The sequence below is a fragment of the Kribbella orskensis genome (assembly GCF_004342085.1).
Classification (GTDB): domain Bacteria; phylum Actinomycetota; class Actinomycetes; order Propionibacteriales; family Kribbellaceae; genus Kribbella; species Kribbella orskensis.
On record NZ_SLWM01000004.1, the window covers coordinates 279,123 to 304,154 of the forward strand.

At 69.5% G+C, this 25,032-nt stretch carries 19 protein-coding genes; 6 read left to right on the top strand and 13 right to left on the bottom strand.

Translation table 11 applies throughout. The features are described from left to right. Positions 1–44: 44 nt before the first annotated feature. The 3 genes from EV644_RS13565 to EV644_RS13575 are packed head-to-tail and all read right to left on the bottom strand — an operon-like array spanning position 45 to position 1,943. Complete coding sequence (locus EV644_RS13565) at positions 45–422, bottom strand: helix-turn-helix domain-containing protein (protein ID WP_132188603.1); 378 nt, start codon at positions 420–422, stop codon at positions 45–47. Next, positions 415–654 carry a thiamine-binding protein gene (locus tag EV644_RS13570; RefSeq protein WP_132188604.1) on the bottom strand — a complete coding sequence of 80 codons (240 nt, stop codon included), beginning with the start codon at positions 652–654 and terminating at the stop codon, positions 415–417. Before EV644_RS13570 ends, EV644_RS13565 begins: the two co-directional genes overlap by 8 nt. Before the next feature lie 32 nt (positions 655–686). Then, positions 687–1,943 carry a DUF6986 family protein gene (locus EV644_RS13575; RefSeq protein ID WP_132188605.1) on the bottom strand — a complete coding sequence of 419 codons (1,257 nt, stop codon included), beginning with the start codon at positions 1,941–1,943 and terminating at the stop codon, positions 687–689. Positions 1,944–2,077: 134 nt separating this feature from the next. On the opposite strand from EV644_RS13575, the gene EV644_RS13580 reads away from it, so the two are divergent. After that, the gene (locus EV644_RS13580; protein WP_132188606.1) at positions 2,078–2,842 is read left to right on the top strand and encodes an IclR family transcriptional regulator; all 765 of its coding nucleotides are present in this window, start codon (positions 2,078–2,080) and stop codon (positions 2,840–2,842) included. Between the two features lie 81 nt (positions 2,843–2,923). Here EV644_RS13580 and EV644_RS13585 read toward each other — a convergent pair whose 3' ends face one another. Both EV644_RS13585 and EV644_RS13590 read right to left on the bottom strand, forming a co-directional pair. Next, the gene (locus EV644_RS13585; protein ID WP_132188607.1) at positions 2,924–4,069 is read right to left on the bottom strand and encodes a fatty acid desaturase family protein; all 1,146 of its coding nucleotides are present in this window, start codon (positions 4,067–4,069) and stop codon (positions 2,924–2,926) included. 34 nt (positions 4,070–4,103) lie between these two features. Further along, positions 4,104–5,201 carry a ferredoxin reductase gene (locus EV644_RS13590; RefSeq protein ID WP_132188608.1) on the bottom strand — a complete coding sequence of 366 codons (1,098 nt, stop codon included), beginning with the start codon at positions 5,199–5,201 and terminating at the stop codon, positions 4,104–4,106. A gap of 85 nt (positions 5,202–5,286) precedes the next feature. Here EV644_RS13590 and EV644_RS13595 point away from each other — a divergent pair, with 85 nt between their 5' ends. Continuing rightward, positions 5,287–6,528 carry a PucR family transcriptional regulator gene (locus tag EV644_RS13595; RefSeq protein ID WP_199239795.1) on the top strand — a complete coding sequence of 414 codons (1,242 nt, stop codon included), beginning with the start codon at positions 5,287–5,289 and terminating at the stop codon, positions 6,526–6,528. Between the two features lie 48 nt (positions 6,529–6,576). Here EV644_RS13595 and EV644_RS13600 read toward each other — a convergent pair whose 3' ends face one another. From EV644_RS13600 to EV644_RS13625, 6 genes are all read right to left on the bottom strand, one after another. Further along, positions 6,577–12,066: an ATP-binding protein gene (locus EV644_RS13600; RefSeq protein WP_132188610.1), complete on the bottom strand. Its 5,490-nt coding sequence runs from the start codon at positions 12,064–12,066 to the stop codon at positions 6,577–6,579. 121 nt (positions 12,067–12,187) lie between these two features. After that, the gene (locus EV644_RS13605) at positions 12,188–14,419 is read right to left on the bottom strand and encodes a penicillin-binding protein (RefSeq protein WP_241998130.1); all 2,232 of its coding nucleotides are present in this window, start codon (positions 14,417–14,419) and stop codon (positions 12,188–12,190) included. A 130-nt stretch (positions 14,420–14,549) separates the two neighbouring features. Continuing rightward, positions 14,550–15,266, bottom strand: coding sequence for a class I SAM-dependent methyltransferase (locus tag EV644_RS13610; protein ID WP_132188612.1), 717 nt, complete (start codon positions 15,264–15,266; stop codon positions 14,550–14,552). Between the two features lie 165 nt (positions 15,267–15,431). Beyond that, positions 15,432–17,624, bottom strand: coding sequence for a catalase/peroxidase HPI (katG, locus tag EV644_RS13615; RefSeq protein ID WP_132188927.1), 2,193 nt, complete (start codon positions 17,622–17,624; stop codon positions 15,432–15,434). Between the two features lie 62 nt (positions 17,625–17,686). Continuing rightward, positions 17,687–18,091: a Fur family transcriptional regulator gene (locus EV644_RS13620; RefSeq protein ID WP_305000062.1), complete on the bottom strand. Its 405-nt coding sequence runs from the start codon at positions 18,089–18,091 to the stop codon at positions 17,687–17,689. 90 nt (positions 18,092–18,181) lie between these two features. Beyond that, positions 18,182–19,099, bottom strand: coding sequence for an AraC family transcriptional regulator (locus EV644_RS13625; RefSeq protein WP_241998132.1), 918 nt, complete (start codon positions 19,097–19,099; stop codon positions 18,182–18,184). Between the two features lie 154 nt (positions 19,100–19,253). Between EV644_RS13625 and EV644_RS13630 the strand changes: the two genes are divergently transcribed. Further along, a complete protein-coding gene (locus EV644_RS13630) occupies positions 19,254–20,336 on the top strand; it encodes an aldo/keto reductase (RefSeq protein ID WP_132188614.1) in 1,083 nt (360 codons plus the stop codon). Positions 20,337–20,399: 63 nt separating this feature from the next. Here the strand turns inward: EV644_RS13630 and EV644_RS13635 are convergent, their stop codons facing one another. Then, on the bottom strand, positions 20,400–20,810 hold the full coding sequence (locus EV644_RS13635; RefSeq protein ID WP_132188615.1) for a DUF7144 family membrane protein: 411 nt from the start codon (positions 20,808–20,810) through the stop codon (positions 20,400–20,402). Between the two features lie 152 nt (positions 20,811–20,962). Continuing rightward, on the bottom strand, positions 20,963–21,697 hold the full coding sequence (locus EV644_RS13640) for a LysR family transcriptional regulator substrate-binding protein (protein ID WP_132188616.1): 735 nt from the start codon (positions 21,695–21,697) through the stop codon (positions 20,963–20,965). A 58-nt stretch (positions 21,698–21,755) separates the two neighbouring features. Between EV644_RS13640 and EV644_RS13645 the strand changes: the two genes are divergently transcribed. The 3 genes from EV644_RS13645 to ctaD all read left to right on the top strand — a co-directional run bounded on the left by EV644_RS13645 (position 21,756) and on the right by ctaD (position 24,895). Then, the gene (locus tag EV644_RS13645; RefSeq protein WP_132188617.1) at positions 21,756–22,127 is read left to right on the top strand and encodes a DUF5997 family protein; all 372 of its coding nucleotides are present in this window, start codon (positions 21,756–21,758) and stop codon (positions 22,125–22,127) included. A 68-nt stretch (positions 22,128–22,195) separates the two neighbouring features. Then, positions 22,196–23,023, top strand: coding sequence for a polyphosphate kinase 2 (ppk2, locus tag EV644_RS13650; RefSeq protein WP_132188618.1), 828 nt, complete (start codon positions 22,196–22,198; stop codon positions 23,021–23,023). Between the two features lie 114 nt (positions 23,024–23,137). Further along, complete coding sequence (gene ctaD, locus EV644_RS13655) at positions 23,138–24,895, top strand: aa3-type cytochrome oxidase subunit I (RefSeq protein WP_132188619.1); 1,758 nt, start codon at positions 23,138–23,140, stop codon at positions 24,893–24,895. The last annotated feature ends 137 nt before the right edge of the window (positions 24,896–25,032 follow it).

The following is a 25,032-nucleotide window of genomic DNA, read 5'->3' on the forward strand; positions in this document are numbered from 1 at the left end:
GTCAACAGTTTGTTGAATTTTGCCGGGCGGCGCCAGCGCCAGGGTCAGTCGCGAGCCCGGTTGAGGTAGTTGTAGACGGTGAACCTGGTGACGCCGAGCGCCTCGGCCACGATCTCCGCCGACTTGCGGTAGTCGAACGCCCCCTTGGCCTCGAGCAGCAGCACCGCCCGCTGCTTGTCATTACGCGCCAACTCGCGCAACGGCCCACCGAGCTCTTCGGCGACCTCCTCGAGCAGCGCGTTCACGCCACCCTCGCCGCCGGCCGGAGCCTTGCGGGGAAGGCGGACGGCCGCGACCGCCTTTCCTTCCCAGACCAGCGGTACGTCGTCGGCGCGCGCCTCGTCCGGAGCCACCAGTTCCGCGTTCAGGCGCTCCACCAGCGGCGAGATCGCCACGACGAGCGGATGCGTGGGCTCAGCCATCGCTGCGCACCTGCAAGGTCACTCGACTGGCGCCGTGCGCGAACGCGGTCTCCAGCACCCCCGTCAGTGCCGGCAGCAACAGCTCCTGCTCGCCGCGCACCAGGGTGCCCAACGGCCCGAAGTCGCACTCCAGGCCGGCCTCCTCGGCCACGCGCAGCGCCTCAGTGGCGTGGGCAGGCGGCTGCCCCTCGACCTCGAAGGGCTCCGTCGTGAATTCCGCAACCAGTCGCATGTCGCGAGGCTAGCTGTCTCCACCGGGAACGGTCACGACCGCAGGGGGCGGCGGGCCAACTTCGTCAATCCGGCGGCATCCACACCGATCAGCTTGTCGACCTCGGACATCTCGACGGCACCACACTCCAGTCCACGCAGCACGTAGCCGGCCAGGGCGGCAGCCGTCGCGGGCTCGTCGAGGTAGCCCGACTCCCCCTCGCCCACGTAGGCGCGCAACCGAGCGGCCGCGGACTCCAGACCCTCGCGGTAGAACAGGTACGTCGCGACGAACCGGCTCGGCAACTGGGCCGGATGCATGTCCCAGCCCTGGTAGATGCCGCGGGCAAGCGAACGCCGTACCAGCCGCAGGTGGAGCCGCCAGGCCGCGTGCACGGCCTCGCGCTCGCCGATCGGAAGAACGTTGGTGGAGCCGTCGGAGACGAACACTCCCGTGCCCGCGGCAGCCAGCTGCATCACGTCCTTGGCGTGATCGGCGACGGGGTGATCCATGCTCTGGTACGCCGCGGCGACGCCCAGCGAGGCCGAGTAGTCGTAGGTCCCGTAGTGCAGACCGGTGACGCGCCCCGCGCCCGCCCTGATCATCCGGGCCACCAGCGCGGTGCCATCGGCGCCGAGGATCGCCTGAGGCGTCTCGATCTGGATCTCGAACTTCAGCGACCCCGCGGGCACCGCGTGCGCCTGCTCGGTCGCGGACAGCACGAGCATCATCGCCTCGACCTGCTCGACCGAGGTCACCTTCGCGAGCGTGATCACGAATCCATCCGTGAGCGCCCCGGCGCCGGCCAGCTCGCGGACGAAGAGGTCGAGCGTGCGGACGCCGCGCCGGCGGGTCGGCGCCTCCAGGGACTTGATCCGAAGCCCGTGGTACGGCGGGGCCGCGCCGGCCTTGACGGTCTCCGCCAGCGAACGGGCGGCATCGACCGCAGCCGCGTCCTCCTGCTCGTCAGGCCTGGTTCCGTAGCCGTCCTCGAAGTCGATGCGCAGGTCCTCGATCGGCTCGCGATCAAGTTTGGCGCGAACCCGCTCATACACCTCGACCGCCAGGCCGGCCGGCAACTCCAGCGCATCGGCCAGTTCCGCCGCCGACCCGCCATGCCGACCGAGCGCGGCCTTGGCCTCCTCGGCCCACCCGCGCGCCGTGCCGGCGTCGTACTGGTCGGCTGGAACGTAGACAGTGTGGACGGGTTGCCGGACTCCGCGATCGCCCGGGTAGTACGCGGCCAGCGCCGCGTCGGCATCGGCCAGCCGCCGATCCAGCTCATCGACGAGAGCGTCGAGCTCACTCATGACCGAACCCACCTTCTTCAGATTTCGTATTGCGGATACTAATATCTACTCTGCGGAAGTGGCAACGGCGTCGTATTCCGGGATCTGGCGCTAAACTTCCGTCATCCGGAAGTACTGAGCAGAGTGAGGCCCCAGTGGCGGAAGAGAACAGCGGCAAGGGCCGCTCCGGCAGCGTCCAGTCCATCGGGCGGGCCTTCGGGCTGCTCGAGACTATGGCCGACGCGGGCGGCATGATGGGTCTGTCCCAGCTGGCCGCCGCCTCAGGTCTGCCGCTGCCGACGATCCATCGACTCGTCCGCACGCTCGTCGACCTCGGCTACCTGCGCCAGGAGCCGTCCCGGCAGTACGTCCTCGGCCCCAAGCTGATCCGGCTCGGCGAGAGCTCGTCCGACATGCTGAGCGTCTGGGCCCGCCCCCACCTGGCCCGGCTGGTCGACGAGCTCGGCGAATCGGCCAACATGGCGATGCTCGACGGCGACCAGATCGTGTACCTCGCGCAGGTCCCCTCCCGTCACTCGATGCGGATGTTCACCGAGGTCGGGCGCCGGGTGCTCCCCCACTGCACAGCTGTGGGCAAGGCGATCTTCTCCCAGCTGCGGGAGGCCGAGGTCCGCGAGCTGCTGCAGCGCACGGGCATGCCGAAGCACACCGAGAACACCATCACCGATCCGGACGCCTTCATGGCCCAGGTGCGCGCCACCCAGGAGCAGGGTTACGCCACCGACGAGGGCGAGCAGGAGGTCGGCGTCCGCTGCGTCGCGGTGGCGGTGACCGACGTACCGTCGCGGCTGGCGATGTCGATCTCGGGCCCCGCCGGCCGCATGACCGAGGAACTGGTGGAACGCGCGGTCCCCTTGCTCACCCAGGCCGGCAAGGCGCTGTCCGAAGATCTGCGATAAGCGGCGTTCGTCGTTCACCGACCAAGACCAGCGATTTCCCGCTCGTCCTCCCGCAGGCGCCGGCTCAGGCGGCCCAGCGGTTCAGGACGTGAGCGGCCGGGGCGATCCGCCACTCAACCTGGCCCCCAGCTTCTCGGCGAAGTCGTTGGGCAGGGACAGGCGGAAGACCTTGGCCCACGCGGACGCGACCTGCTTCGGGAGCGGGCCGGTGGTGTAGGTGAGGCCGTACTCCTCGAAGATCGCCTGTACCTGGGGCGCGATCTCCTGGTAGCGGTTGCTCGGCAGATCGGGGAAGAGGTGGTGCTCGATCTGGTACGACAGGTTGCCGGTCATGATGTGCAGGGCCCGGCCGCCGCTGATGTTGGCGGAGCCCAGCATCTGGCGCAGGTACCACTCCCCGCGCGTCTCGCCCTCGATCGAGCGCCGCTCGAAGGTCTGCACGCCTTCGGGGAAGTGACCGCACATGATGACGGAGTGGGCCCACAGGTTGCGGACCACGTTCGCGGTCGCGTTCGCGGCGAGGGTGTGCAGGAACGACGGACCGGACAGCAGCGGGTGGACGACGTAGTCCTTGGTCATCTGGCCGCGGATCTTCTTCAGCACCTGCCGGGCGCGGGCCTTGAACTCGGGGTCCTTGCGCCGCTTCTTCGTCGCCAGGTTCTTGCCGAGCTCGAGGTCGTACGCCGCGATGCCGTACTCGAAGAAGCAGGCGTTGATGAGGTTCCAGAGCGGCTGCGCGAGATAGAGCGGGTACCAGCGCTGGTCCTCGTCGACACGCATGATGCCGTAGCCGAGGTCGTTGTCCTTGCCGACCACGTTCGTGTACGTGTGGTGCAACTCGTTGTGCGAGTGCTTCCACTGGTCCGACGGCGAGGCGTGGTCCCACTCCCACGTGGTCGAGTGGATCTTGGGGTCACGCATCCAGTCCCACTGGCCGTGCATCACGTTGTGGCCGATCTCCATGTTCTCGAGGATCTTGGCCACCGAGAGGCCCGCCGTACCGACCAGCCAGGCCGGCGGGAACAGCGACAACAGCAGCACGGCGCGGCTGGAGAGCTCCAGCTTCCGTTGCACGTTGATGACCTTGCGGATGTACGCCGCGTCCGTCGCCCCGCGCGAGGCGACGATGTCGGCGCGGATCGCGTCCAGCCGGCGGCCGATCTCCTCGATGTCGTCGGGAGTCAGGTGACCGATGGGGTTGTCGGCCTTCTTCTGCAGCACAGTCACAGGGATCCTTGTCTTACCAGTCGATGTCGCAGGCTCACAGGTCGATGTCGCAGGCCCCGGCCGCGGCCGAGATGCAGGTCTGGATGAGTACGCCGTCACCGGGGGCGGCTGTGGTGACGTCACCGGAGCGCAGGTCGCGCACCGAGCCCGAACGCAGCGGGAGCACGCACGAGTAGCAGATACCCATCCGGCAACCGGAAGGCATCAGTACTCCGTTCTGCTCGCCCGCGTCGAGGATCGGCGTAACGCCGTCGAGCTCGAGAGTGACTCCCGCACCGGTGAACCGAACGGTGCCGCCCTCGCCAGGCTCGGCGAGTGCGGTCCGGAACCGCTCGGTGTGCAGCCTGTCGGGAAGGTCGAGGTCAGCCCACTGCTCCTCCAGAGCGTCGAGGAGACCGGCCGGCCCGCAGGCCCAGGTCTCCCGCTCAGCCAGGTCGGGCACGAGAACCGCTAGCTCCGCAACGTCGAGCCGGCCGTGAATGTCGGTGTGCTGCTCGACCAGTCGGAGCCGGCCTTTGCGCGCGAAGTCGCGCAGCTCGGCACCGAAGATCACGTCTTCGGCGGAGGCCTCGGAGTGCACGAGGACGACATCGCCGAGCCGGTCGAGACCGGACCTCAGCATGCCCATCACGGGCGTGATGCCGCTGCCGCCGGTGACGAAGAGGACCTTGCGGGGTGCCTGGTCCGGAAGGACGAAGTCGCCGACCGCCTGATCGAGGTGCACCAACTGACCGGGGCTCAACTCCTGCGCGAGGTGGGCGCTGACCAGGCCGTCCGGGACCGCCTTCGCCGTGATGGTGAGGAGCTCGCTCCCCGGCGCGGAGGTCAACGAGTACGAGCGCCACAGCCGTACGCCGTCGACGTCGAGGCCGATCCGGACGTACTGGCCCGGCTGGTGGCCGCGCCAGGCGGCGCCGGGTCGCAGTACGACGGTGACCGCGTCGGAGGTCTCGGGGCGAACCTCGACGACCCGGGCCCTGAGGTCGGCACCGGCCCGCAGCGGGCGGAACATGTCGAGATAGTCGGCGGGATCGAGCGGATGGGCGGCGGCGGCCGCGACCCGCCAGACCCGGTCGCGCAGACGGCTGCGGAGAGTCGCCGGAGCGTCAGGGTCTGACGCGAAGGTGGTCATGCTGTCCAGCATCCTCGACGCGAGGTGTAGTTTCATGACCGACAGCGGTGAATCTGTCGCGCGTATTTGTTCGGAAGGAATAACTTTGTCCGATGCTGACCCCACCCGGCACGCCAGCCGGACGGCCCGAGGGGCCGCCGAGCTGGAGCTCGGCCAGGCCGCGATCGACCTGTTGCGATCCCGCCTGCCGGACATCGCCGGGAAGACCGTCACCGCGATCATCGCCGAGGTCCCCGGCTACACAAATGCGCTGGCCGGGCCGATGGGGGCCAAGATCGAAGGGGCCGTCCAGCTCGCCCTCGGCGGATTCCTCCGCCTGACCGGCAGCGGCGACCCCGGAACTCCGCTCGCTCCCGCACTCGAGGGCGCCTACGTCCTGGGCCGCGGCGAAGCGCGCAGCGGCCGGAGCATGGACGCGCTGCTCGCCGCCTATCGGGTCGGCGCCCGGGTGGCCTGGCGCGAACTGTCCCGTACCGTCGTCGAGGCAGGTCTCCCGGCCGAGACACTGGCCAAGTTCGCCGAGCTGGTCTTCGCCTACATCGACGAGCTGTCCGCGGCCAGCGTCTCCGGTCACACCGACGAGCTCGCGACCACGGGCCGGGTCCGGGAGCGCTACCTCCAGGAGCTGGGCCGGGGTCTCTTGCAGGGTGAGTCCGCGGACCAGTTGGCAGGCCGGGCGGAACTCGCCGACTGGGAGCCACCGCGCACGTTGACGGCGGTCATCCTGCCGAGCGCCCACGTGCGCGGGATTCTCGGTGCCCTGGATCCACGGACGCTACGGCCCGAGGACGACCTCACCGAACTCGGCGACGTCGACGAGGACCCGGCCGAGGTGGCGGTGTTGCTGGTCCCCGACGCCGACGGCTCAGCGCGATCCGCCCTGCTGCGGAACCTGCGCGGGTACCAGGCGTGGGTGGGCCCTACCCAGTCGTGGACGACTGCGCGTACGTCGTACCTGCGGGCCCTCCGGGCGCGGCAGCTCCAGCTGACCGCCGAAGCCGACGCGCCGGTCGACACCGAGCGCCACCTGACCACCTTCGTCGTGACGTCCGACTCCGCGGCACTCGACGATCTCCGCCGGCAGGTGCTCGCGCCGTTCGAAGCACTCCGTCCTGCCACCGCCGAGCGGCTGGAGGAGACCCTGCGCGAATGGCTGCTCCACCTCGGCCGCCGCGATGAGGTCGCCGCGGCGCTGCACGTCCATCCACAGACCGTGCGCTACCGGATGGGCCAGCTCCGCGACCTCTACGGCGCCCGCCTCGACGACCCACAGACCGTTCTGGACCTCACGATCGCCCTGGCGGTCAAGCCGTCGCCACCCGGCTGAACGTGCCTGGCGCACGTTCTAGCCGGCGGCCCGCGACGCCGCTGCTCCTCAGCCGGACAGCCCGGCCTCCAGGGCGGCGATGAGCTGCGGACGCAGTTCCTCGGGGCGGATCACAGCGTCCACCGAGCCGACCGTGACGGCTCGGTGGATGTTGTGCACCCGGTCGAACTCGGAGGCCACCTCGCCGAGCTTCTCGGCCCGGACCGCCGACCGCACCTCGGCCAGCTCGTTGGCCAGGGCGGCCCGTTCGGCGCCCTCGGCCTTGGCCAGCCGGGCCGACACCTCGGTCACCCGCGGGTCGGCCGACGTCCGGTTGTTCACCTCGCCGGAGAACACCACCGCGGCCGCCGGCGCACCACCGATCACCGAGGCGAACGAGCCCTCCACGGCGAGCACCGTCATGCTCGGGTTCAGTGCCTTGGAGAACACCACGAAGGCTCCGCCGTGGTACCGCGAGACGACGCAGAACACGATCGGGCCCTCGAAGTTCACCATCGCGCGGCCGATCTCTGCGCCGTACTCGAGCTGCAGGTTGCGCATCGACTCCGGCGACCCGTCGAAGCCGGACAGGTTCGCCAGCACCACCAGCGGACGGTTGCCGCTGGCACCGTTGATCGCGCGGGCCGCCTTCTTCGACGACCGCGGGAACAGCGTGCCGCCGTTGTAGGTGTCCGGCCCGTCGGTGGGCGGGAAGCCCCTGCGCGGTACCGGCTTGGACTCGATCCCGAGCAGGCAGACCGACAGGCCGCCGAGCCGGGTGTCCGCGACGACCGCGGTCTCCGCGTCGGCCATACCGGCCCAGCGCTCCAGCATCGGGTGGTCCTGGTCGGCCACCGCCCGCATCAGGGTGCGGATGTCGAACGCCTTCTTGCGATCCGGGTTGGTCGTGGCGGAGAAGATCTCCCCGACCGTGCTGAACCCGCCGTCCACCGGGTCGTGTGGGTACGACGTGACGTCCCGGTCGTGCGGGTCGGTGGACGGTGCCCGGCGCGGACCGGACTCCCCCGGTACGACGTACGTGTGGTCGTAGTGCGCCATCAGGATGTCCCGCGCACCGGCCAGGTCGGGGGCCCAGTACTGCGCCTGCCCGTTCGGCCCCATCACCCGGTCGTAGCCGCCGATGCCGAAGTTGTCCTCCGCGGAGACGCCGCCGGCGAAGTCCAGCGTCTGCTTGCCGGTCAGCACCATCGCACTGTCCGGGGTCATCACCAGGATGCCCTTGGTGTGCATCAGCATCGTCGCCTCGGCGTTCCAGTACGGCTGGGCGCCGACGTTGATGCCCGCGACGACGATGTTGATCTCGCCGCCGGCCTGGGTGAACTCGACGATCCGCTTCAGCGCCTTCGCCACCCAGTCCATGTTCTCGGTGCCGGAGTCCATCGAGATCCGGGCACCGGCCGAGACCGCGAACCACTCGACCGGGACGCCCAGCTTCTCGGCCAGGTCGAGGGCGGCGATGATCCGCGCGCACTCCGCCTCGGCCACCGCGCCGAGCGCCTTGGTCGGGTCGCCGCTCAGCGCCACCCGGGAGACGCCTTCGGGGTACCGGCGGGTCGGCGTACTGATCACGCCCGCGATCAGGCCGGCCTTGTTCAGCCCGCGCGGCCGCTCGACCGGGACCAGCGTGCCGGTGTCGTCCAGGTCGTACTCGACCCAGCTGCCACCCGCACCCGCGACCATCCCCGCCACCTCATACGGATAGACGGTGTTGCGCCGACGGGCGCGGAGGACCTTCTGCGCATAGTCGTCGAGCGGCTTGAGCCGTTCGGTAGCGGGCCGCTCCACGGCCGCGATGACACCCGCGCCGGGCTGGTAGTAGAACCGGCCGACGGCCGGGAACGGGTTGCCGTTCGAGCCGGTCACCCGGCCGGTGACGACGACCTCCTCGATCCCGGCTCCGGCCGTCAGCGGCGCGATGTTGCGCTGCAGCGCGGTGAGCTCGGCGACCTGCGCGTCGACGACCGGCCAGATCGTCACCCAGACGTGGTTCATCTCCAGCCGGGCTCCGGCGGCGCCGCGCGCGGTCCGTGCCCGGCGGATGCCTTCCAGACAGTTCGCGATCGCCCGCTCGACGTGCGGCAGCGAGGTGACCTTGCCGTCCTCGTCGCGCACCACGGCGAACTGCCGGACCTGGGCCAGGGCGACCAGCCGCTCGTCGGCCTCGTTGTCACGGGCGACACAGTGGTAGAGCAGCACGTCCTCGGGCGCGTCCAGCCGGGTGATCCGGAAGTCGTGCAGCCGCCACAGGTTGAGCCGTCGCCCGACCATCGGGTGGACGCCGCGCACGTTACCGTCCTCGACCACACCTTCGGCCGACGGTCGGTAGGTGAAGTACGAGACCTCGCGGCCACCACCCGGGGCCACGGCGACCGCGACCCGGCGTACCTGCTGCATGGACGGCAGCGCCGCGACGATCTCGCGCAAGCGGTCGGACGCTTCCTGCTGGGTCCCGGGGGTCTGCGGCCAGGACAGGTACAGGTCGGTGACCGCCTCGTGCCCGGCCGGGCGGGCGTCGATCTCGGCGGACAGGTCGCGGACCAGCGCGCTCTCGGGATCGGCCAGCTCGTCGACGGTGCCGATCGTGCTGACCAGATGGGTCGGGCGATTGTCCAGCGTGTAGTCGGCCGTGGTGAACGCGCGGCCGTTCACGGTCGCGTTGCGCAGGTCGTGCAGCTCGTACTCGAGGTAGTGGCGGCGGACCAGCACCTCCAGCATCGGCTCGGTGCCGTTGACGCCATGCTCGAGCCGCTCGGCGAGGAAGCGCACGATCTGCTCAGGGATCGTCGCCAGCGCCTCCACCCGCGCGACGTGGTCAGGCGCGTCCGGGTCCAGCGCGAGCGCCGCCAACTCGTCGCCGACGCCGGACAGTACGTCGGCCCGCGCCTGGTCCACCAGCGGCTGGTCGAACCAGCGGAACCGCACACTGCGGGCCAGGTCGCCGATCACCGGGAAGCGCAGCTGAGTGGCGAGCACCAGGTGATCGAGCACAGCGTGCGCCTCGGCGTCCAGCGGCGGCTCGGGCATCGGCTCGACCAGCCACTGCTGCAGCAGTGAGGTCATCAGCAGTACGTCGGGCGAGGTGCGCTGCTGGGCCAGGAAGATCCGGAAGACCGCGTCGGTCAGCTCGTCGCTGCGCTCCAGCTCGGTGACGCCGTAGTGGACGAGCACCCGCGCCAGCCGGTCGCAGAACTCCGCCGACAATCCGGCACGCTCGGCGTCCAGGGTCTGCAGGTAGGTGTGGAAGTGCTCCTTGGGGCTGTGCACCCGTAGCTCGGTGTTCAGGTCCTCGCCGGCCGGCCGGTTGCGGCTCAGCTCGGCGAAGTCGGCGAACAGCCGCAGTACGCCGATCTCCTCCGCGACCGGCGGCACGGCCAGCTCCGCGCGGGCGGCGAGGTAGCCGGTCAGCGTCCGGCCCTCGTCGCGCGGATCGATGTCGAACCCGAGCAGCATGCTGCGCAGGTCGTCCAGCCCACGGGCCGCGCGCTCCGCCGCCGTCGGCGGGGCCGCCGGCTCGGGCAACTCCAAGTCGATGCCCTCGGTCGCCTCGACCTTGACGTCGGCGTCGCCGACCGGCTCCAGCCGGACCAGCGGCGCGCCGGTCTCGACCTGGCTACCGGTCGACACCGGCAGCTCGCGCACGATCGCCTTGAACGGCGCGTAGAGCACCGTCTCCATCTTCATGCTCTCGAGGACGAGCACCGGCGCCCCGGCCTCCACCTCGGTGCCCGCCGCGACCGGAGTCGCGACCACCAGGGCCGGGCTGGGCGCACGCAGTACGCCGCCCTCGTCGCGGCTGACCCGGTGCGTGACACCGTCCACCTCGACCATGTGCACCGGGCCGTGCGTCGCGGTGACCAGCCGGAACCGGCGGCCCGCGACCTCCAGCCGCGCGTCGTACGCGTCCAGCCGATCAAGCTCGGCGTCGAGGTACTGCAGCTCGTCGCCGACTCCGACACCCACCCGGTACCGCTGCCGCCCGATTCTCGCGACAGTCACCTTGTACGCCGCGCCGCGCAGCTTCAACGCGATGGCCCGGCCGACCTCGTGCTGGACCTGCGGGCGGCCGCCGCGGGCTGTCTCCAGCAACCGCTGGCGCTCGACCTGCTCGGCCTCCTCGTAGGCCTCGATCGCCGCCGCCACCAGGGCGATACCGGAGTGCCGGCGTGAGACCAGGCGCCCCTCACCGCGGACCCGGTCGATCCAGCCGGTGTCGGCGCTGCCGTCGATCACCTCCGGCTGGTCCAGCAGGTCGAGCACGAAGCTCTTGTTGGTCGCGCCGCCCTCGAGGACGACGGTCGTGTCGGCCACCGCGCGGCGCAACCGGCCGAGCGCCTCGTCGCGGGTCCGGCCGTACGCGATGATCTTGGCGATCATCGAGTCGAAGTCCGCCGGGATCGTGTCGCCCTCGCTGACCCCGGTGTCCACCCGTACGCCGGGGCCGGACGGCAACCGCAGCCGCGCGATCCGCCCGGGCGACGGCGCGAACTCGCGGTCCGGGTCCTCCGCGTTCAGCCGGGCCTCGACGGCGTGGCCGTGCTCGGCGGGCTGCGGGCCCTCGAGCCGGCCGCCCGAGGCCACGTGCAGCTGCGCCTTGACCAGGTCGACCTCGGTGGTCAGCTCGGTGATCGGGTGCTCGACCTGGAGGCGGGTGTTCACCTCGAGGAAGGCGAACAGCTTGTCCCCGGGGTGGTACAGGAACTCGACCGTGCCCGCTCCGCGGTAGCCGACGGCCAGTGCCAGCCGCTCGGCGGACGCCTTCAGCTCGGCGGTCTGGTCCGGCGCGAGCACCGGCGAGGCCGACTCCTCGATCACCTTCTGGTTGCGCCGCTGCACCGAGCAGTCGCGCACGCCCAGCGCCCACGCCGTCCCCTGGCCGTCCGCGATCACCTGGACCTCGACGTGCCGCGCGCCGGTGACGAGGCGCTCCAGGAAGACCACGCCGCTGCCGAACGCGCGGGCCGCCTCGTCGCTGGTCCGCTGGTAGACCTCACGCAGCTCGTCGTCGTCGCGGACCACCCGGATACCGCGGCCGCCGCCACCCGCGGTCGCCTTCAGCATCACCGGGTAGCCGATCTCGCCCGCCGACGCGAGCGCCGCGTCCAGGGACTCGACCGCCCCGCGGCTCCACGGCGCCACCGGTACGCCGACCTCCTCGGCGATCAGCTTCGAGCCGATCTTGTCGCCGAGCTTGCGCATCGCCTCCGCGCCCGGCCCGATGAACGTCACGCCGATCCGCTCGCACAGCTCCGCGAACGCCGGGTCCTCGGCGACGAACCCCCAGCCGACCCAGGCAGCGTCGGCCTTCGTCTCGGTCAGGGCCTGCTCGAGCTTCCCGTGGTCGAGGTACGGGCGGTCGGCGGCCGGGCCGAGCGGGTAGGCCAGGTCGGCCTCGCGCACGAACGTCGCCGTACGCTCCGCCTCGGTGTACAAGGCGACCGTCTCGACCTGGCTCCCCGTCTCGGCGTTGAGCTCGCGGACCGCGTTGATCAGCCGCATCGCGGCCTCTCCCCGGTTGACGATGGCGATGCGGTTGAACACCGGGCGGCACTCCTGTCGTTGACGAGTCTGTTACCGCACACATTCCCAGGCAGCCGGGCCTACCGTCGAGTCGGGCCCCCGGATCGGGCCCAGCACGGTCCCCCGACCCTGCTGCGGGCCGCTAGTTCTGGCCGTTGGAGACGTAGATCGTGACCAGGGAGCCCTCGGGGGCGCCGTCGCGGCTGCGCGGGTCGGTGTAGGCCACGGTGTCCTCGGCCTCCGGGGAGTCCACCCGCTCGTCGGAGATGACGACGTCGAAACCGGCCTGCCGGAGTATGTTGGCGGCCTCGTCCGGGCTTTTGCCGCTGACCGGCGGGAGGTCGGCCGTGTCGCCCCTGGCCACGCGGTTGCTGGGAGCGACGAATCGAAGCAGCGGCATACCGTCCAGCGCCTTCTCCATCGCGGTCTGCCACAGCGGACCCGCAGTACCGGAGCCGGTGGGGTCGGAGATGTCCTTGCCGTCCAGGGTGTGGCCGTACATCAGGTTGGTGTACGGCAGGTTCGCGTCGGCGACCACGGCGGCGGCTGCCAGGTTCGGCGCGTACCCAGCGAACCAGACAGCACGGTTGTCCTGGATGGTTCCGGTCTTGCCTGCCAGGTCCCAGTTGCCGAAGTTGAGTCGTCCACCGGTGCCGCCGGGCTCCATCACGGCGCTGAGCACCCGGTTGACCCCGTCGGCCACCTCCGGTGCGATGGCCTGCCGGCAGTCGATGCTGGGCGTCCTGATGGGTTTGCGGGTCTTGTCCAGCAGCGCGGTGACGACGACGGGCGAGCAGTACTTGCCCCGCGCCGCGAACGTCGCATAGGCGTTCGACAGCATCAACGGCGTCACGTAGCCGACACCCAGGGTGAAGGACACCACCTGGTCGAGCGGCTGGAGGGTCTGCGCGTTGTACATGCCCAGGTCGGCGGCGATGGTGGCCGGCGCGCACAGCCCGGTCCGCTGGGACAGCTGCAGGAAGTAGGTGTTCGTCGAGTACCTGGCCGCCTCGACCATGGTCAGGTTGCCGCTGCGGGTCGAGTTCTGCGGACGATAGTCCGGGTCCCGCGTGAAGCCTGTGCAGGTCCGGAACTTCTTCCCGCTGAGGTTGATCTGCGCCGGCGAGTTGATCCGGTAGGTCAGCGGCAGGCCTTTCTGGATCGCGGCGGCGAGCACGAACGCCTTCATCGTCGACCCGTTCTGGAACCCGCCGTAGCCACCCGCGTACGACTTCTCGACGTTGTAGTTGTACGCCGTCTCGTTCTTGCCGTTCCCGTGCGGTTTGCTCTGCACCATCGCCTTCACCAGCCCGGTGCCGGGCTCGACCACGGTGATGGCCGCGATGGCGGTGTCGGTGGTCTTGCTGTGTGCCTTGATCGACGCCTGCGCGGCCGACTGGATCCTCGGGTCCAGCGACGTCTTCACGGTGAGGCCGCCGGTCTTCAGGAAGTGGTCCCGGTCCTTGGGCGTCCGGCCCAGGGCCGGGTTGTCCAGCAGCTTGGAGACGACGTAGTCGCAGTAGAAGGGATAGCGGGAGCTGGCGCAGCCGTTGCGGACCTTCAAGATCTTCTTCTTGTCGATCACCGGCGCCTTGATCGCGTCGTTGGTCTGCTTCGCGGTGATCACGCCCAGCTCCCGCATCCTGCGCAGCACCACGTCGCGACGTTCCTTGGCGCGCTTGAGGTCGTTCGTCGGGTCGTAGCCGGTCGGGTTCTTCACCAGCCCGGCCAGCAGCGCGGCCTGCGGGAGCGTGAGCTTCTTGGCGGTGGTCCTGAAGTAGTGCTGGGCAGCGGCCTGTACGCCGTACGAGCCGTCGCCGAAGTTCGCCAGGTTCAGGTACCGCTCGAGGATCTGATCCTTCGAGAACTCCTTCTCCATGGCGACCGCGTAGCGCAGCTCGGTCAGCTTGCGCTGGTAGGTCACCTCGGTGGCGGCCTGGCGCTGCTCGGCGGTCTGCGCCTTCTCGATCAGGCTCATCTTCACGTACTGCTGGGTGATGCTCGAACCACCCTGCTGCACCGAGCCCCCGGTCTGGTTCCGGATCAGCGCCCGCAGCGTGCCCTTCGCGTCCAGGGCGCCGTGGTCGTAGAAGCGCGAGTCCTCGATCGCCACGATCGCCTTGCGCATGATCGGGCTGATCAGGCTGAGCGGCACCGGGACGCGGTTCTGCTCGTACAGGGTGGCGATCAGGCTGCCGTCGGCCGCGAGGATCCTGCTCCGCACCGCCGGCGGCTCCGTTTCCAGCTCCTGTGGCAGGCTCTCGACCGACTCCGCGGCCTTCTTGGAGCCGAACTCGGCCAGCCCGGCGAAGGGAACCATCAGTCCCGCGGCCAGGGCGCCCGCCAGCACGCTCACGCCGAGGAACTTGTTCAACGACCGAATGCTGGTGCGAAAGCCCTGCCCGCCCCCACCCATACCTTCAGGCTACGCCGCCGAACGCGCTCAGGCCGGGGCTCGACGGAATGGACCTGTGAGTCCATTTTCGTTTTCAGAGATCGGAGCGTCAGGCTGGCTGCCTGAGTTCGCAGCGGAAGTAGAGAATGCCGGCGGCCTCCTTCCAGACCGGGCGGTCGCCGACGGGCTCTTCCATCCGGGTGAGGGGCAGGCCGGCCGCCACCAGAGTGTTCACGTACGTCGACAGCGTCCGGTGGTAGGAGACGCGCGGCAGGATCGCCCAGCGGGTCACGCTGTTGTACGGGCCCTCCTCGAAGTAGCGGCCGGTGATCCGCCTGGTGAAGCCGTCGACGTGGTCGACCAACTCCCCGTGGGCCGGCGGTTTGTAGCACGGGTGCACGATCGACGCCACGAACCACCCGCCCGGCACCAGGATCCGAGCGATCGACCGCAACGCCGGCTCGAGCTCCGGGATGTCCATCAACGCCATGTGGCACACGACTCCGTCGAACGACGCGTCGGGAAGCCGGCGGAGATCGTGAGCATCCCCGTGGACGTACTCGATCCCGCGAGGAGTCTCCTGCTCGAACCTGCGGGCGTGGGCCAGCAGCGACTCCGAGGCATCGATCCCCACCACCTCGGCCCCGAGATCCGCCAGGCGCCGCGCATCCCGCCCCTGCCCACACGCCACCGCGGCCACCCGCTGCCCGCGCACGTCCCCCACCAGCCCGTCGAACGTCGGATCCTCCAGCCCGGCCCCCTCGGGATCCACCGTGCCGTGGTACTCGTCCGCCAGCTGCTCATATTCGCTCGTGAGGTTGCTCATATTCCTACCAACGGCCGCGGTCCCGCCGAAGTTTCCTGACGAAACCGGTTGCCAAGGGCACGTATGCCCTCGGGCCGGCTCAGTACCGGCCAAACCGGCGACAGCCAGGTCCACCGGGGGTGGACCTGGCTGTCGTGTGCAGGCGGGCTGACCTGGACGGGTGGGTCAGGCGATGTCGTAGCGGTCGAGCTCCATCACCTTGGTCCAGGCGGCGATGAAGTCGCGGACGAACTTCTCCCGGGCGTCGTCGCTGGCGTAGACCTCGGCGAGGGCGCGCAGCTCGGAGTTGGAGCCGAAGACCAGGTCGACGCGGCTGCCGGTCCACTTGACCGCGCCACTGGCGTCGCGGCCCTCGAAGGTCTCCGCGTCCTCGGACGTCGGCTTCCACGTCGTGCCCAGGTCGAGCAGGTTCGCGAAGAAGTCGTTCGTCAGCGACCCGGGCGTCGAGGTGAGGACGCCCAGCGACGACTGCTGGAAGTTCGCGCCCAGAACCCGCAGGCCGCCCACCAGGACGGTCAGCTCGGGCGCGCTCAGGGTCAGCAGGTTCGCGCGGTCGATCAGCAGGTACTCCGCCGGCAGCCGGGTGCCCTTGCCGAGGTAGTTACGGAACCCGTCGGCCACCGGCTCGAGCGCGGCGAAGGAGTCGGCGTCAGTCTGCTCCTGCGACGCGTCCGTGCGCCCAGCGGTGAAGGGCACCTGTACGTCGAAGCCGGCGGTCTTGGCGGCCTGCTCCACGGCAGCCCCACCAGCGAGCACGATGAGGTCGGCCAGCGAGATCTTCTTGCTGCCGGAGCTGTTGAAGGACTCCTGGATCCCCTCGAGCGTGCGCAGCACCTGCGCCAGGGCGTCAGGCTCGTTGACCTCCCAGCCCGACTGGGGCTCGAGGCGGATGCGAGCACCGTTCGCCCCACCGCGCTTGTCACTCCCCCGGAACGTCGAGGCCGACGCCCAGGCGGTGGCGACGAGCTGCGAGACCGACAGACCCGAGTCGAGGATCTGACCCTTGAGCGAGGCGACGTCCTCGGCCCCGACCAGCTCGTGGTCGACCGCGGGCACCGGGTCCTGCCAGATCAGCGTCTCCTGCGGGACCAGCGGGCCGAGGTAGCGCTGGATCGGGCCCATGTCGCGGTGCGTCAGCTTGTACCAGGCCCGCGCGAACGCGTCCGCGAACTGGTCCGGGTTCTCGAGGAAGCGCCGCGAGATCTGCTCGTAGATCGGGTCGACCCGCAGGGCCAGGTCGGTCGTCAGCATCGTCGGCGGGCGGGTCAGCGAGCCGTCCTCGGGGTCCGGGACGGTGTTGGCCGAGGCGCCGTCCTTCGGCTGCCACTGGTGGGCGCCGGCCGGGCTCTTGGTCAGCTCCCACTCGTGGCCGAAGAGGTTCTCGAAGAAGCTGTTGCTCCACCGCGTCGGCGTGGCCGTCCAGGTGACCTCGAGGCCGCTGGTGATGGCGTCCCGGCCCTTGCCGGAGCCGAAGCTGTTCTTCCAGCCGAGGCCCTGCTCCTCGAGCGGGGCGCCCTCGGGCTCGGGTCCGACGTACTGCTCCGGGTCGGCGGCACCGTGGGTCTTGCCGAACGTGTGGCCACCCGCGATCAGCGCGACGGTCTCCTCGTCGTTCATCGCCATCCGGCCGAAGGTCTCGCGGATGTCGCGCGCCGAGGCGAGCGGGTCCGGGTTGCCGTTCGGGCCTTCCGGGTTCACGTAGATGAGACCCATCTGTACCGCGGCCAGCGGGTTCTCGAGCTCCCGGTCACCGGTGTAGCGCTCGTCGCCGAGCCAGGTGGTCTCGGGGCCCCAGTACACGTCCTCGTCGGGCTCCCAGACGTCCGGCCGGCCACCGGCGAAGCCGAAGGTCTTGAAGCCCATCGTCTCCAGGGCGCGGTTGCCCGTGAAGATCATCAGGTCGGCCCACGAGATCGAGGCGCCGTACTTCTTCTTCACCGGCCACAGCAGCCGGCGCGCCTTGTCGAGGTTACCGTTGTCCGGCCAGCTGTTCAGCGGGGCGAAGCGCTGCATGCCGGCGCCCGCGCCGCCGCGGCCGTCGTGGATCCGGTAGGTGCCCGCGCTGTGCCAGGCCATCCGGATCATGAACGGCCCGTAGTGGCCGAAGTCCGCGGGCCACCAGTCCTGCGACGTGGTCAGCACCTCGTCGACGTCACGGGCCAGGGCGTCGAGGTCGACGGTGCCGAAGGCCGCCGCGTAGTCGAAGTCCTCGCCCATCGGGTTCGCCACCGCGGGGTGCTTGCGGAGGATCTTCAGGTTGAGCTGGTTCGGCCACCACTCACGGTTGCTCCCACCCTCGGTCGGGTGCTTGAAATGCCCACCCGCGACCGGGCACTGGGCCTCGCTCTCCTCATTCATCTCTCCAACAACGGCGTCAGGCTTGTCAGACACGGGAAAACCTTCCGGAGACTAGGGGGTACTCAAGTACTGGATGCGGTGGAGCAGTCGGGGCAGCGGCCCCAGTAGACGACCTCGGCCTCGTCGATCGCGAAGCCGTGGTCGTCGGAGGCGGTCAGGCAGGGCGCGGAGCCGTGGGCACAGTCCACGTCGGCGATGGCACCGCAGGACCGGCACACGACGTGGTGGTGGTTGTCGCCGACCCGCGACTCGTACCGCGCCACGGACCCCGTCGGCTGGATGCGCCGCACCAGACTCGCCGCGGTCAGCGCGCGGAGTACGTCGTAGACAGCCTGGTGGGAGACCTCGCCGAGGTCCTCGCGCACGGCGCCGATGATCGAGTCCGTGTCGGCGTGCGGACGGTCGTGCACCGCGGCGAGCACGGCCACCCGGGGCCGCGTCACCCGCAGTGCGGCCCGCCGCAACATGCGCTCGTACTCCGACGGTGTTGGCACGTCCCGGAGTCTGTCGCATTTTCTGGAATCATTCAAGAACAAGTCTGGCGAGTCCTGCTGGCGCTACGGGAGGTGTGGGGTGGCGGACGGGGTGATGGTCGTGCGCAGGCGTACGGCGTCCTGGCCGGGCGGAGCGCCGAACAGGCGGCGGTACTCGCGGTTGAACTGGGAGGGGCTGTCGTAGCCGACCAGATGCCCGACGCCGGCGATGTCTCCCGCGCGGGAGACCAGCAACGAGCGCGCCTCCTGGAGCCGGATGCGCTTCTGGAACTGCAGGGGGCTCATCGCGGTGACGGCGCGAAAGTGGCGGTGGAACGCGGAGGTGCTCATCCCGGCCAGCCGGGCGAGGTCCTCGACCCGCATCGGTTCGGCGTAGTTGTCGCGGATCCAACGGATCGCCCGGCTGAGGTAGGACAGGCTGCTGTCCGCCAGGCCGATCTGCCGGACTATGCCGCCGTGCGGGCCGGTGAGTAGCCGCCAGAGGATCTCCTGCTCCACCAGCGGAGCCAGCACGGCCGCGTCAGCCGGGTGATCGAGCAGGCGCAGCATGCGGGTCACCGCGTCGAGCAGGTCGGGGTCGGCGTCGCCGGTCGCCATCGCGGGCAGCTCCGCCGTACTGCGGGACCAGCGTCCTGCCGGTGCCTCCAGCAACAACCTTGCGATGACGGCCGGTCGCAGTACCAGGCCGATGCCCAAAGCCGGGATCTGCGGGCTGGCGTCGAGAAAGTGACCCGTGACGGGTAGGTCGGCGGTGACCACGAGGCACTGGCCGGCTCTGTACTCGTACACCTGGTCGCCGAGCAGCAGGCGTTTGCCACCCTGGGCCATGACGACCAGCAGCGGCTCCGTGAGCGAGTAGTCCGGCTCGACCGTCTCCACCTTGGACAGCAGCAGTCCGTCGATCGACGTCCCCAGATCCGATCGGGCGTGGGTCGCGATGATGCCCCTGAGCTCAGCCAGCAGGTCGACGGTGGTGTTCACATCCTGAGCGAAGCAGCCGCGATCATCGCGCGCAACCCGATCGACGCGAGATCGGCAGGATTGTGCAAGAGGTGAGCTCGATCGGTCTACCTCGGATCCGGTGCCTCGCGATTCGATGGTGGTGACCGTTTCCAGCACTGATCGGAGCCATCTCATGTCACTCGACCACTACGTCAGCCTCGGCCGGTCCGGCCTGCGGGTCAGCCCGTTCGCGCTCGGCGCGATGACCTTCGGCGAGGATCCCGGCGCCGCCGGGACCAGCGTCGAGGAGTCGGAGAAGATCCTCGCCACCTACCTCGATCTGGGCGGGAACTTCGTCGACACCGCGAACTTCTACACCAACGGGCACTCGGAGAAGATCCTCGGCGACTGGTTCGCCGCCCACCCCGGCCGGCGCGAGCACGTGGTGCTGGCGTCGAAGTTCTTCGGCAATCTCTTCCCCGGCGATCCCAACGGAGGCGGTGCCGGCCGCTCGGCGATCATCGCCCAGCTCGACGAGAGCCTCCGCCGCCTGCAGACCGACTACCTCGATCTGTACTGGTTGCACAATTGGGACAGGCACACCCCGATCGAGGAGACTCTGCGCACGCTCGACGATCTGGTCCGGGCGGGCAAGATCCGCTACATCGGCTTCTCCAACACCCCGGCCTGGTTCACCGCCCAGGCCCAGACCATGGCGCTGTTGAAGAACTGGACCCCGCTGAGCGCGCTGCAGGTCGAGTACTCGCTGCTCGCCCGCACCGTCGAAGGTGAACTCGCACCGCTGGCGCTGGACCAGGGCATGGCGCTGGTCCCATGGAGCCCGCTCAAGAATGGCTTCCTGTCCGGCAAGTACCGCCGGGACACCCAGGTCACCGACTCCGCCCGTACTGCGTTCGTCGGCGGGCCGAGCGACGACGAGTTCACCGTCATCGACGCCGTCGCCGCGGTGGCCGAAGAACTCGGGACCACCTCTGCGGCCGTGTCCCTGGCCTGGTTGCGCGCCCGCCGCGGCACCGTCGTACCGATCATCGGCGCGCGACGCCTCGAACACCTGCAGACCAATGTCGCCGGGCTGGAGGTGGGGCTCAGCGCTGAACAGCTTCAGCGGCTGGAAGAGGTCTCCGCCCCGACGTTGAACTACCCGGCACCGATGCACGGCGCGCAGAACGCGATGCTGCAGTTCGCGGGTGCCACGGTCGACGGCGAGCCTTCGGCCGTGTATCCGCCCTTGCTGCAAAGCGATGTCCGCTACTGAGACCGCTCTGCGAACGTCTTCTCCAGCGCCGCCGTGTCGAAGACCCTGCGGTGTGCGTGACCGCTATTGCTGGAGCACGTTCGGGCGGGTCAGCGCCCAGATGATCCACACGTCGAGCGCGATCACCAGCAACGACCAGAACGGGGCGTACGGGATGAAGAAGAAGTTGTCGAGCGCGCTCAGCGCGGTGACGATCAGCGCGACCACTCGTGCCCAGCTCGCCCGGACGAGCAGGCCGATGCCGGCCCCCACGACGATGAGGCCCAGGATCAGGTGGATCCAGCCCCAGGCGGTGATGTCGAGGTCGAACGCATAACCTCGGATCACGGCGAAGTACTCGTCGTTGATCAGCGCTGCGAGTCCGGCGATCACCTGGAACAGGCCGTTCATCAGCATCATGGCGGCGGCGAACACGACGCCGCCCACCGCCCAGTCCGAGACGGGCTGCCGCCCGGTGGATTGGTTCTGAGTCATTGTCCGGCCTCCCCGGTCCAGCGCCTCGACTCGCTGTCGAGCGCGCACCCGAACCTAGGACCCGCTCAGCGGACACACATCACCCTATTCGGACGACCCCCGGCGCTCACGCGACCAGGCGGCCCTCCACCAGAACGATGAGCAGCTGAGGGTCAGCGGGGGCGGCGGGGTTTGCCGCGCTTGCCGGAGCTGGCGGCGTCGGAGGCTCTGCGCTTGCGGGGGGCGGGCTTTCGCGCCTCCGACTCGGGGCGCTTGCGCTTCGGCTGGGGTGGGGTCGGCTGGTCCCGCGAGCTGTTGACGGTGCGGCCGCGGACGATCCCGATGAACTGCTCCATCAGATCGGTGGTCTGGTCCTCCAGCCAGGTCAGCGCGACGCGCGACTGGGGCGCGTCCGTGATCGGCCGGTAGGTGAGGTCCTTGCGGTGATGCAGCCGGGCGAGCGACTGCGGGACGACGAGCACCCCCGCTCCCGCCGCCACCAGTTCGATGGCGGCCGCGGTCGTGGCGGGACGCTCGAACGCCGGTTGCCCGGGCAACTGGTCCCACTCCAGGGAGTCGTCGAGCGGGTGCAGCACGAACTCGTCCGCGAGGTCGTCGGTGGTGACCTCCTCGGCCGCGGTCACGAGGTGATCCTTCGGCACCACGACCACCGTCGTCTCGGTGTAGAGCGGGATCGCGCTCAGCCCCGTCCGGTCGATCGGCAACCGCACCAGCCCGGCGTCGGCGCCACCCGCCCGTACGACGTCGGCCGCCTCGGGCGCGGTCACACCGATCAGGGTCAGCGGGACCTTGGGCAGCCGCTCGTTCCAGGTCCGCACCCACTTGGCCGGCGTGACGCCCGGGACGTACGCGAGCCGGAAGGAGGGCCGTTCGTCCGGGGCTGTCACCGGGCCAGGCTATCCGGCGTGGTCGGGAGCCCGGCTCGCAGTCGATACCCTGGGCGGTATGACGTCGCACAAGACCACCCAGACGATGAAGCCCGCTACCGCGGCGAAGAAGCTGGGTGTGTACCTCGAGGCCACCCCCGCGGAGTTCCAGGAGGGTGTCGTCTCGCGCGACGAGCTGAACGCCCTGCAGGCCGACCCGCCCGAGTGGCTGCGGGAGCTCCGCCGTACCGGCCCGCACCCTCGCCCGGTGGTCGCCGCCAGGCTGGGAATCTCCATCTCCGGCCTGGCCCGCGGAGGTATCACCGAGCCCCTCACCACGGAGCAGATCCAGGCTTTGCGGGCGGCAGACCCCGAGTGGCTGCAGCGCGAGCGCGCCACCCAGGCCGAGGTCCAGAAGGAAGCCGAGCGCCTGAAGTCCACCGGCAGCTGACCGACTTTCGACACCCCGCCGGCCGATCCCGGCCGCCGTTCCGGCCGGCTGACGATTACCGTCGGAGGATGAGCCGCGACAAGGAGAAGAGCCCGCAGAAGGTCAAGCGGGTACCGAAGAAGCTGTACGAGCGGGAGCTGATCCGCCTGCAGGCAGAGCTGGTCAAGCTGCAGGAGTGGGTCCGGGTCGAGGGCGCGCGGGTCGTGGTGGTCTTCGAAGGTCGCGACGCGGCCGGCAAGGGCAGCACGATCAAGCGGGTGACAGAGTTCCTCAACCCCCGGGTCGCCCGGATCGTGGCCCTGCCTGCGCCCACCGAGCGGCAGCGCACCCAGTGGTACTTCCAGCGCTACATCGAGCATCTTCCGGCGGCCGGCGAGATCGTCCTGTTCGACCGCAGCTGGTACAACCGCGCCGGGGTCGAGCGGGTGATGAACTTCTGCACGAACCAGGAGTACAGCCGGTTCCTGCACCAGTCCCCGATCTTCGAGCGGCTGCTGGTCGAGGACGGCGTGCTGCTGCGCAAGTACTGGTTCTCCGTCAGCGACAACGAGCAGGAGAACCGCTTCCGCAAACGCCTCGAGGACCCGATGCGCCGCTGGAAACTGTCGCCGATGGACCTGGAGTCGATCGCCCGCTGGGAGGACTACTCGCGCGCCAAGGACGAGATGTTCGTGCACACCGACATCCCCGAGGCCCCGTGGTACGTCGTCGAGAGCGAGGACAAACGCGCCGCGCGGATCAACATGATCGCCCACCTGCTCGCGACCGTCCCGTACTTCGAGGTCCAGCGCCCGCCGCTCGCGCTCCCGCCCCGGCCTCCGTCGAAGGGCTACGAACGCACCCCGCGTGACATGCAGACCCAGGTCCCCGACCACGCCGCCCAGCTGTCCGGCTGACCCTTCACAACTGGGCGGTAAGCGCGCAGTCTGAGGAGGGGGCATGGACCCTGGCAGCCGCCGTCCTCCCCTGCCGGGCCGTTGCCCGGCCACCGATTTGACGGGAGGGCCACAGTGACCAGCCTCGACGAACGCCGCTCGGCGACCATCAGTCCGTCCCTGACGGTCCCCCGGCGTCGCCTCGGCGTCGTCGCCGTGCGGCTGCTCACCACCACCGATCACAAGGTGATCGGTCATCTCTACCTGATCACCTCGTTCGCGTTCTTCCTGGCGGCCGGCCTGATGGCGCTGGTGATCCGCTCCGAGCTCGCCACGCCGGGCCTGCAGATCGTGAACGAAGAGGTCTACAACCAGCTCTTCACGATGCACGGCACGATCATGCTGCTGCTGTTCGCGACGCCGCTGTTCGTCGGCTTCGCGAACGTGATCATGCCGGTCCAGATCGGCGCCCCGGACGTCGCGTTCCCGCGGCTCAACATGTTCAGCTACTGGCTGTTCCTGTTCGGCGGGCTGATCACGCTGGCCGGGTTCCTGACGCCCGGTGGTGCCGCCGACTTCGGCTGGACGGCGTACTCGCCGCTGTCGAACGGGGTCCGCTCGCCAGGCGTCGGCGGTGATCTGTGGATCATGGGTCTGTGGATGGCCGGTCTGGGCACCATCCTGGGTGCGGTCAACTTCGTCACCACGATCATCACCATGCGCGCACCGGGGATGACGATGTTCCGGCTGCCGATCTTCGTGTGGAACATCCTGATCACGTCGATCCTGGTGCTGATCGCGTTCCCGATCCTGGCCGGCGCTTTGCTGATGCTGGAGGCCGATCGCGCCCTGGGCGCTCACGTGTACGACGCGGCCAACGGCGGCGCACTGCTGTGGCAGCACCTGTTCTGGTTCTTCGGGCATCCCGAGGTCTACATCATCGCGCTGCCGTTCTTCGGCATCATCACCGAGATCCTGCCGGTGTTCAGCCGCAAACCGATCTTCGGCTACATCGGCCTGGTCGCCGCGACGCTCGCGATCGGCGCGCTGTCCGCCGCCGTGTGGGCGCACCACATGTTCGCGACCGGCGGAGTGAACCTGCCGTTCTTCTCCTTCATGTCATTCCTGATCGCGGTGCCGACCGGGGTGAAGTTCTTCAACTGGATCGGCACGATGTGGGGCGGCTCCCTGTCCTTCGACACGCCCATGTTGTGGGCCGTGGGGTTCCTCACGACGTTCCTGTTCGGCGGACTCACCGGCGTGATCCTCGCGTCACCCCCGCTGGACTACCAGGTCACCGACTCGTACTTCGTGGTCGCGCACTTCCACTACGTCGTCTTCGGCACGGTGGTGTTCGCGATGTTCGCCGGGTTCTACTTCTGGTGGCCGAAGATGACCGGCCGGATGCTCGACGAGCGACTCGGCAAACTCCACTTCTGGCTGCTGTTCATCGGCTTCCACACCACCTTCCTCGTCCAGCACTGGCTCGGTGTGGAAGGCATGCCGCGCCGCTACGCGACGTACGGCGCCAACGAGGGCTTCACCACGCTGAACCAGGTGTCCAGCGTCGGGGCGTTCATCCTGGGTCTGTCGATGTTGCCGTTCTTCTACAACGTTTACAGGTCGCGTAGATCGCCGCTGGTGGGGGTGGACGACCCGTGGGGCTGGGGCCGGTCGCTGGAGTGGGCCACCTCGTCCCCGCCGCCGCGGCACAACTTCGTCACCCTCCCCCGCATCCGGTCCGAGAGCCCTGCGTTCGACCTCCACCACCCGAAGATCGCGATGTCGGAGTACCCCGACAGCGGCGCGTCGAAGGACAACCTGCTCGACGCCGGCGAGGACCAGGGCCGGGTCGACAACCTGCGCCAGAACGAGGACCCGGACAACACCTGACCGCATCACACCCTGAGCAGCCCGGCGTTCTCGGCGCCAGAGAGGTACTGCCCGGTCACGCGCCGTAGAAAAGTTACGCAATTCCGGTGACCATGGGAACGAACTACCACCGCCCTGGAGGTTCCCGGATGTTTCCG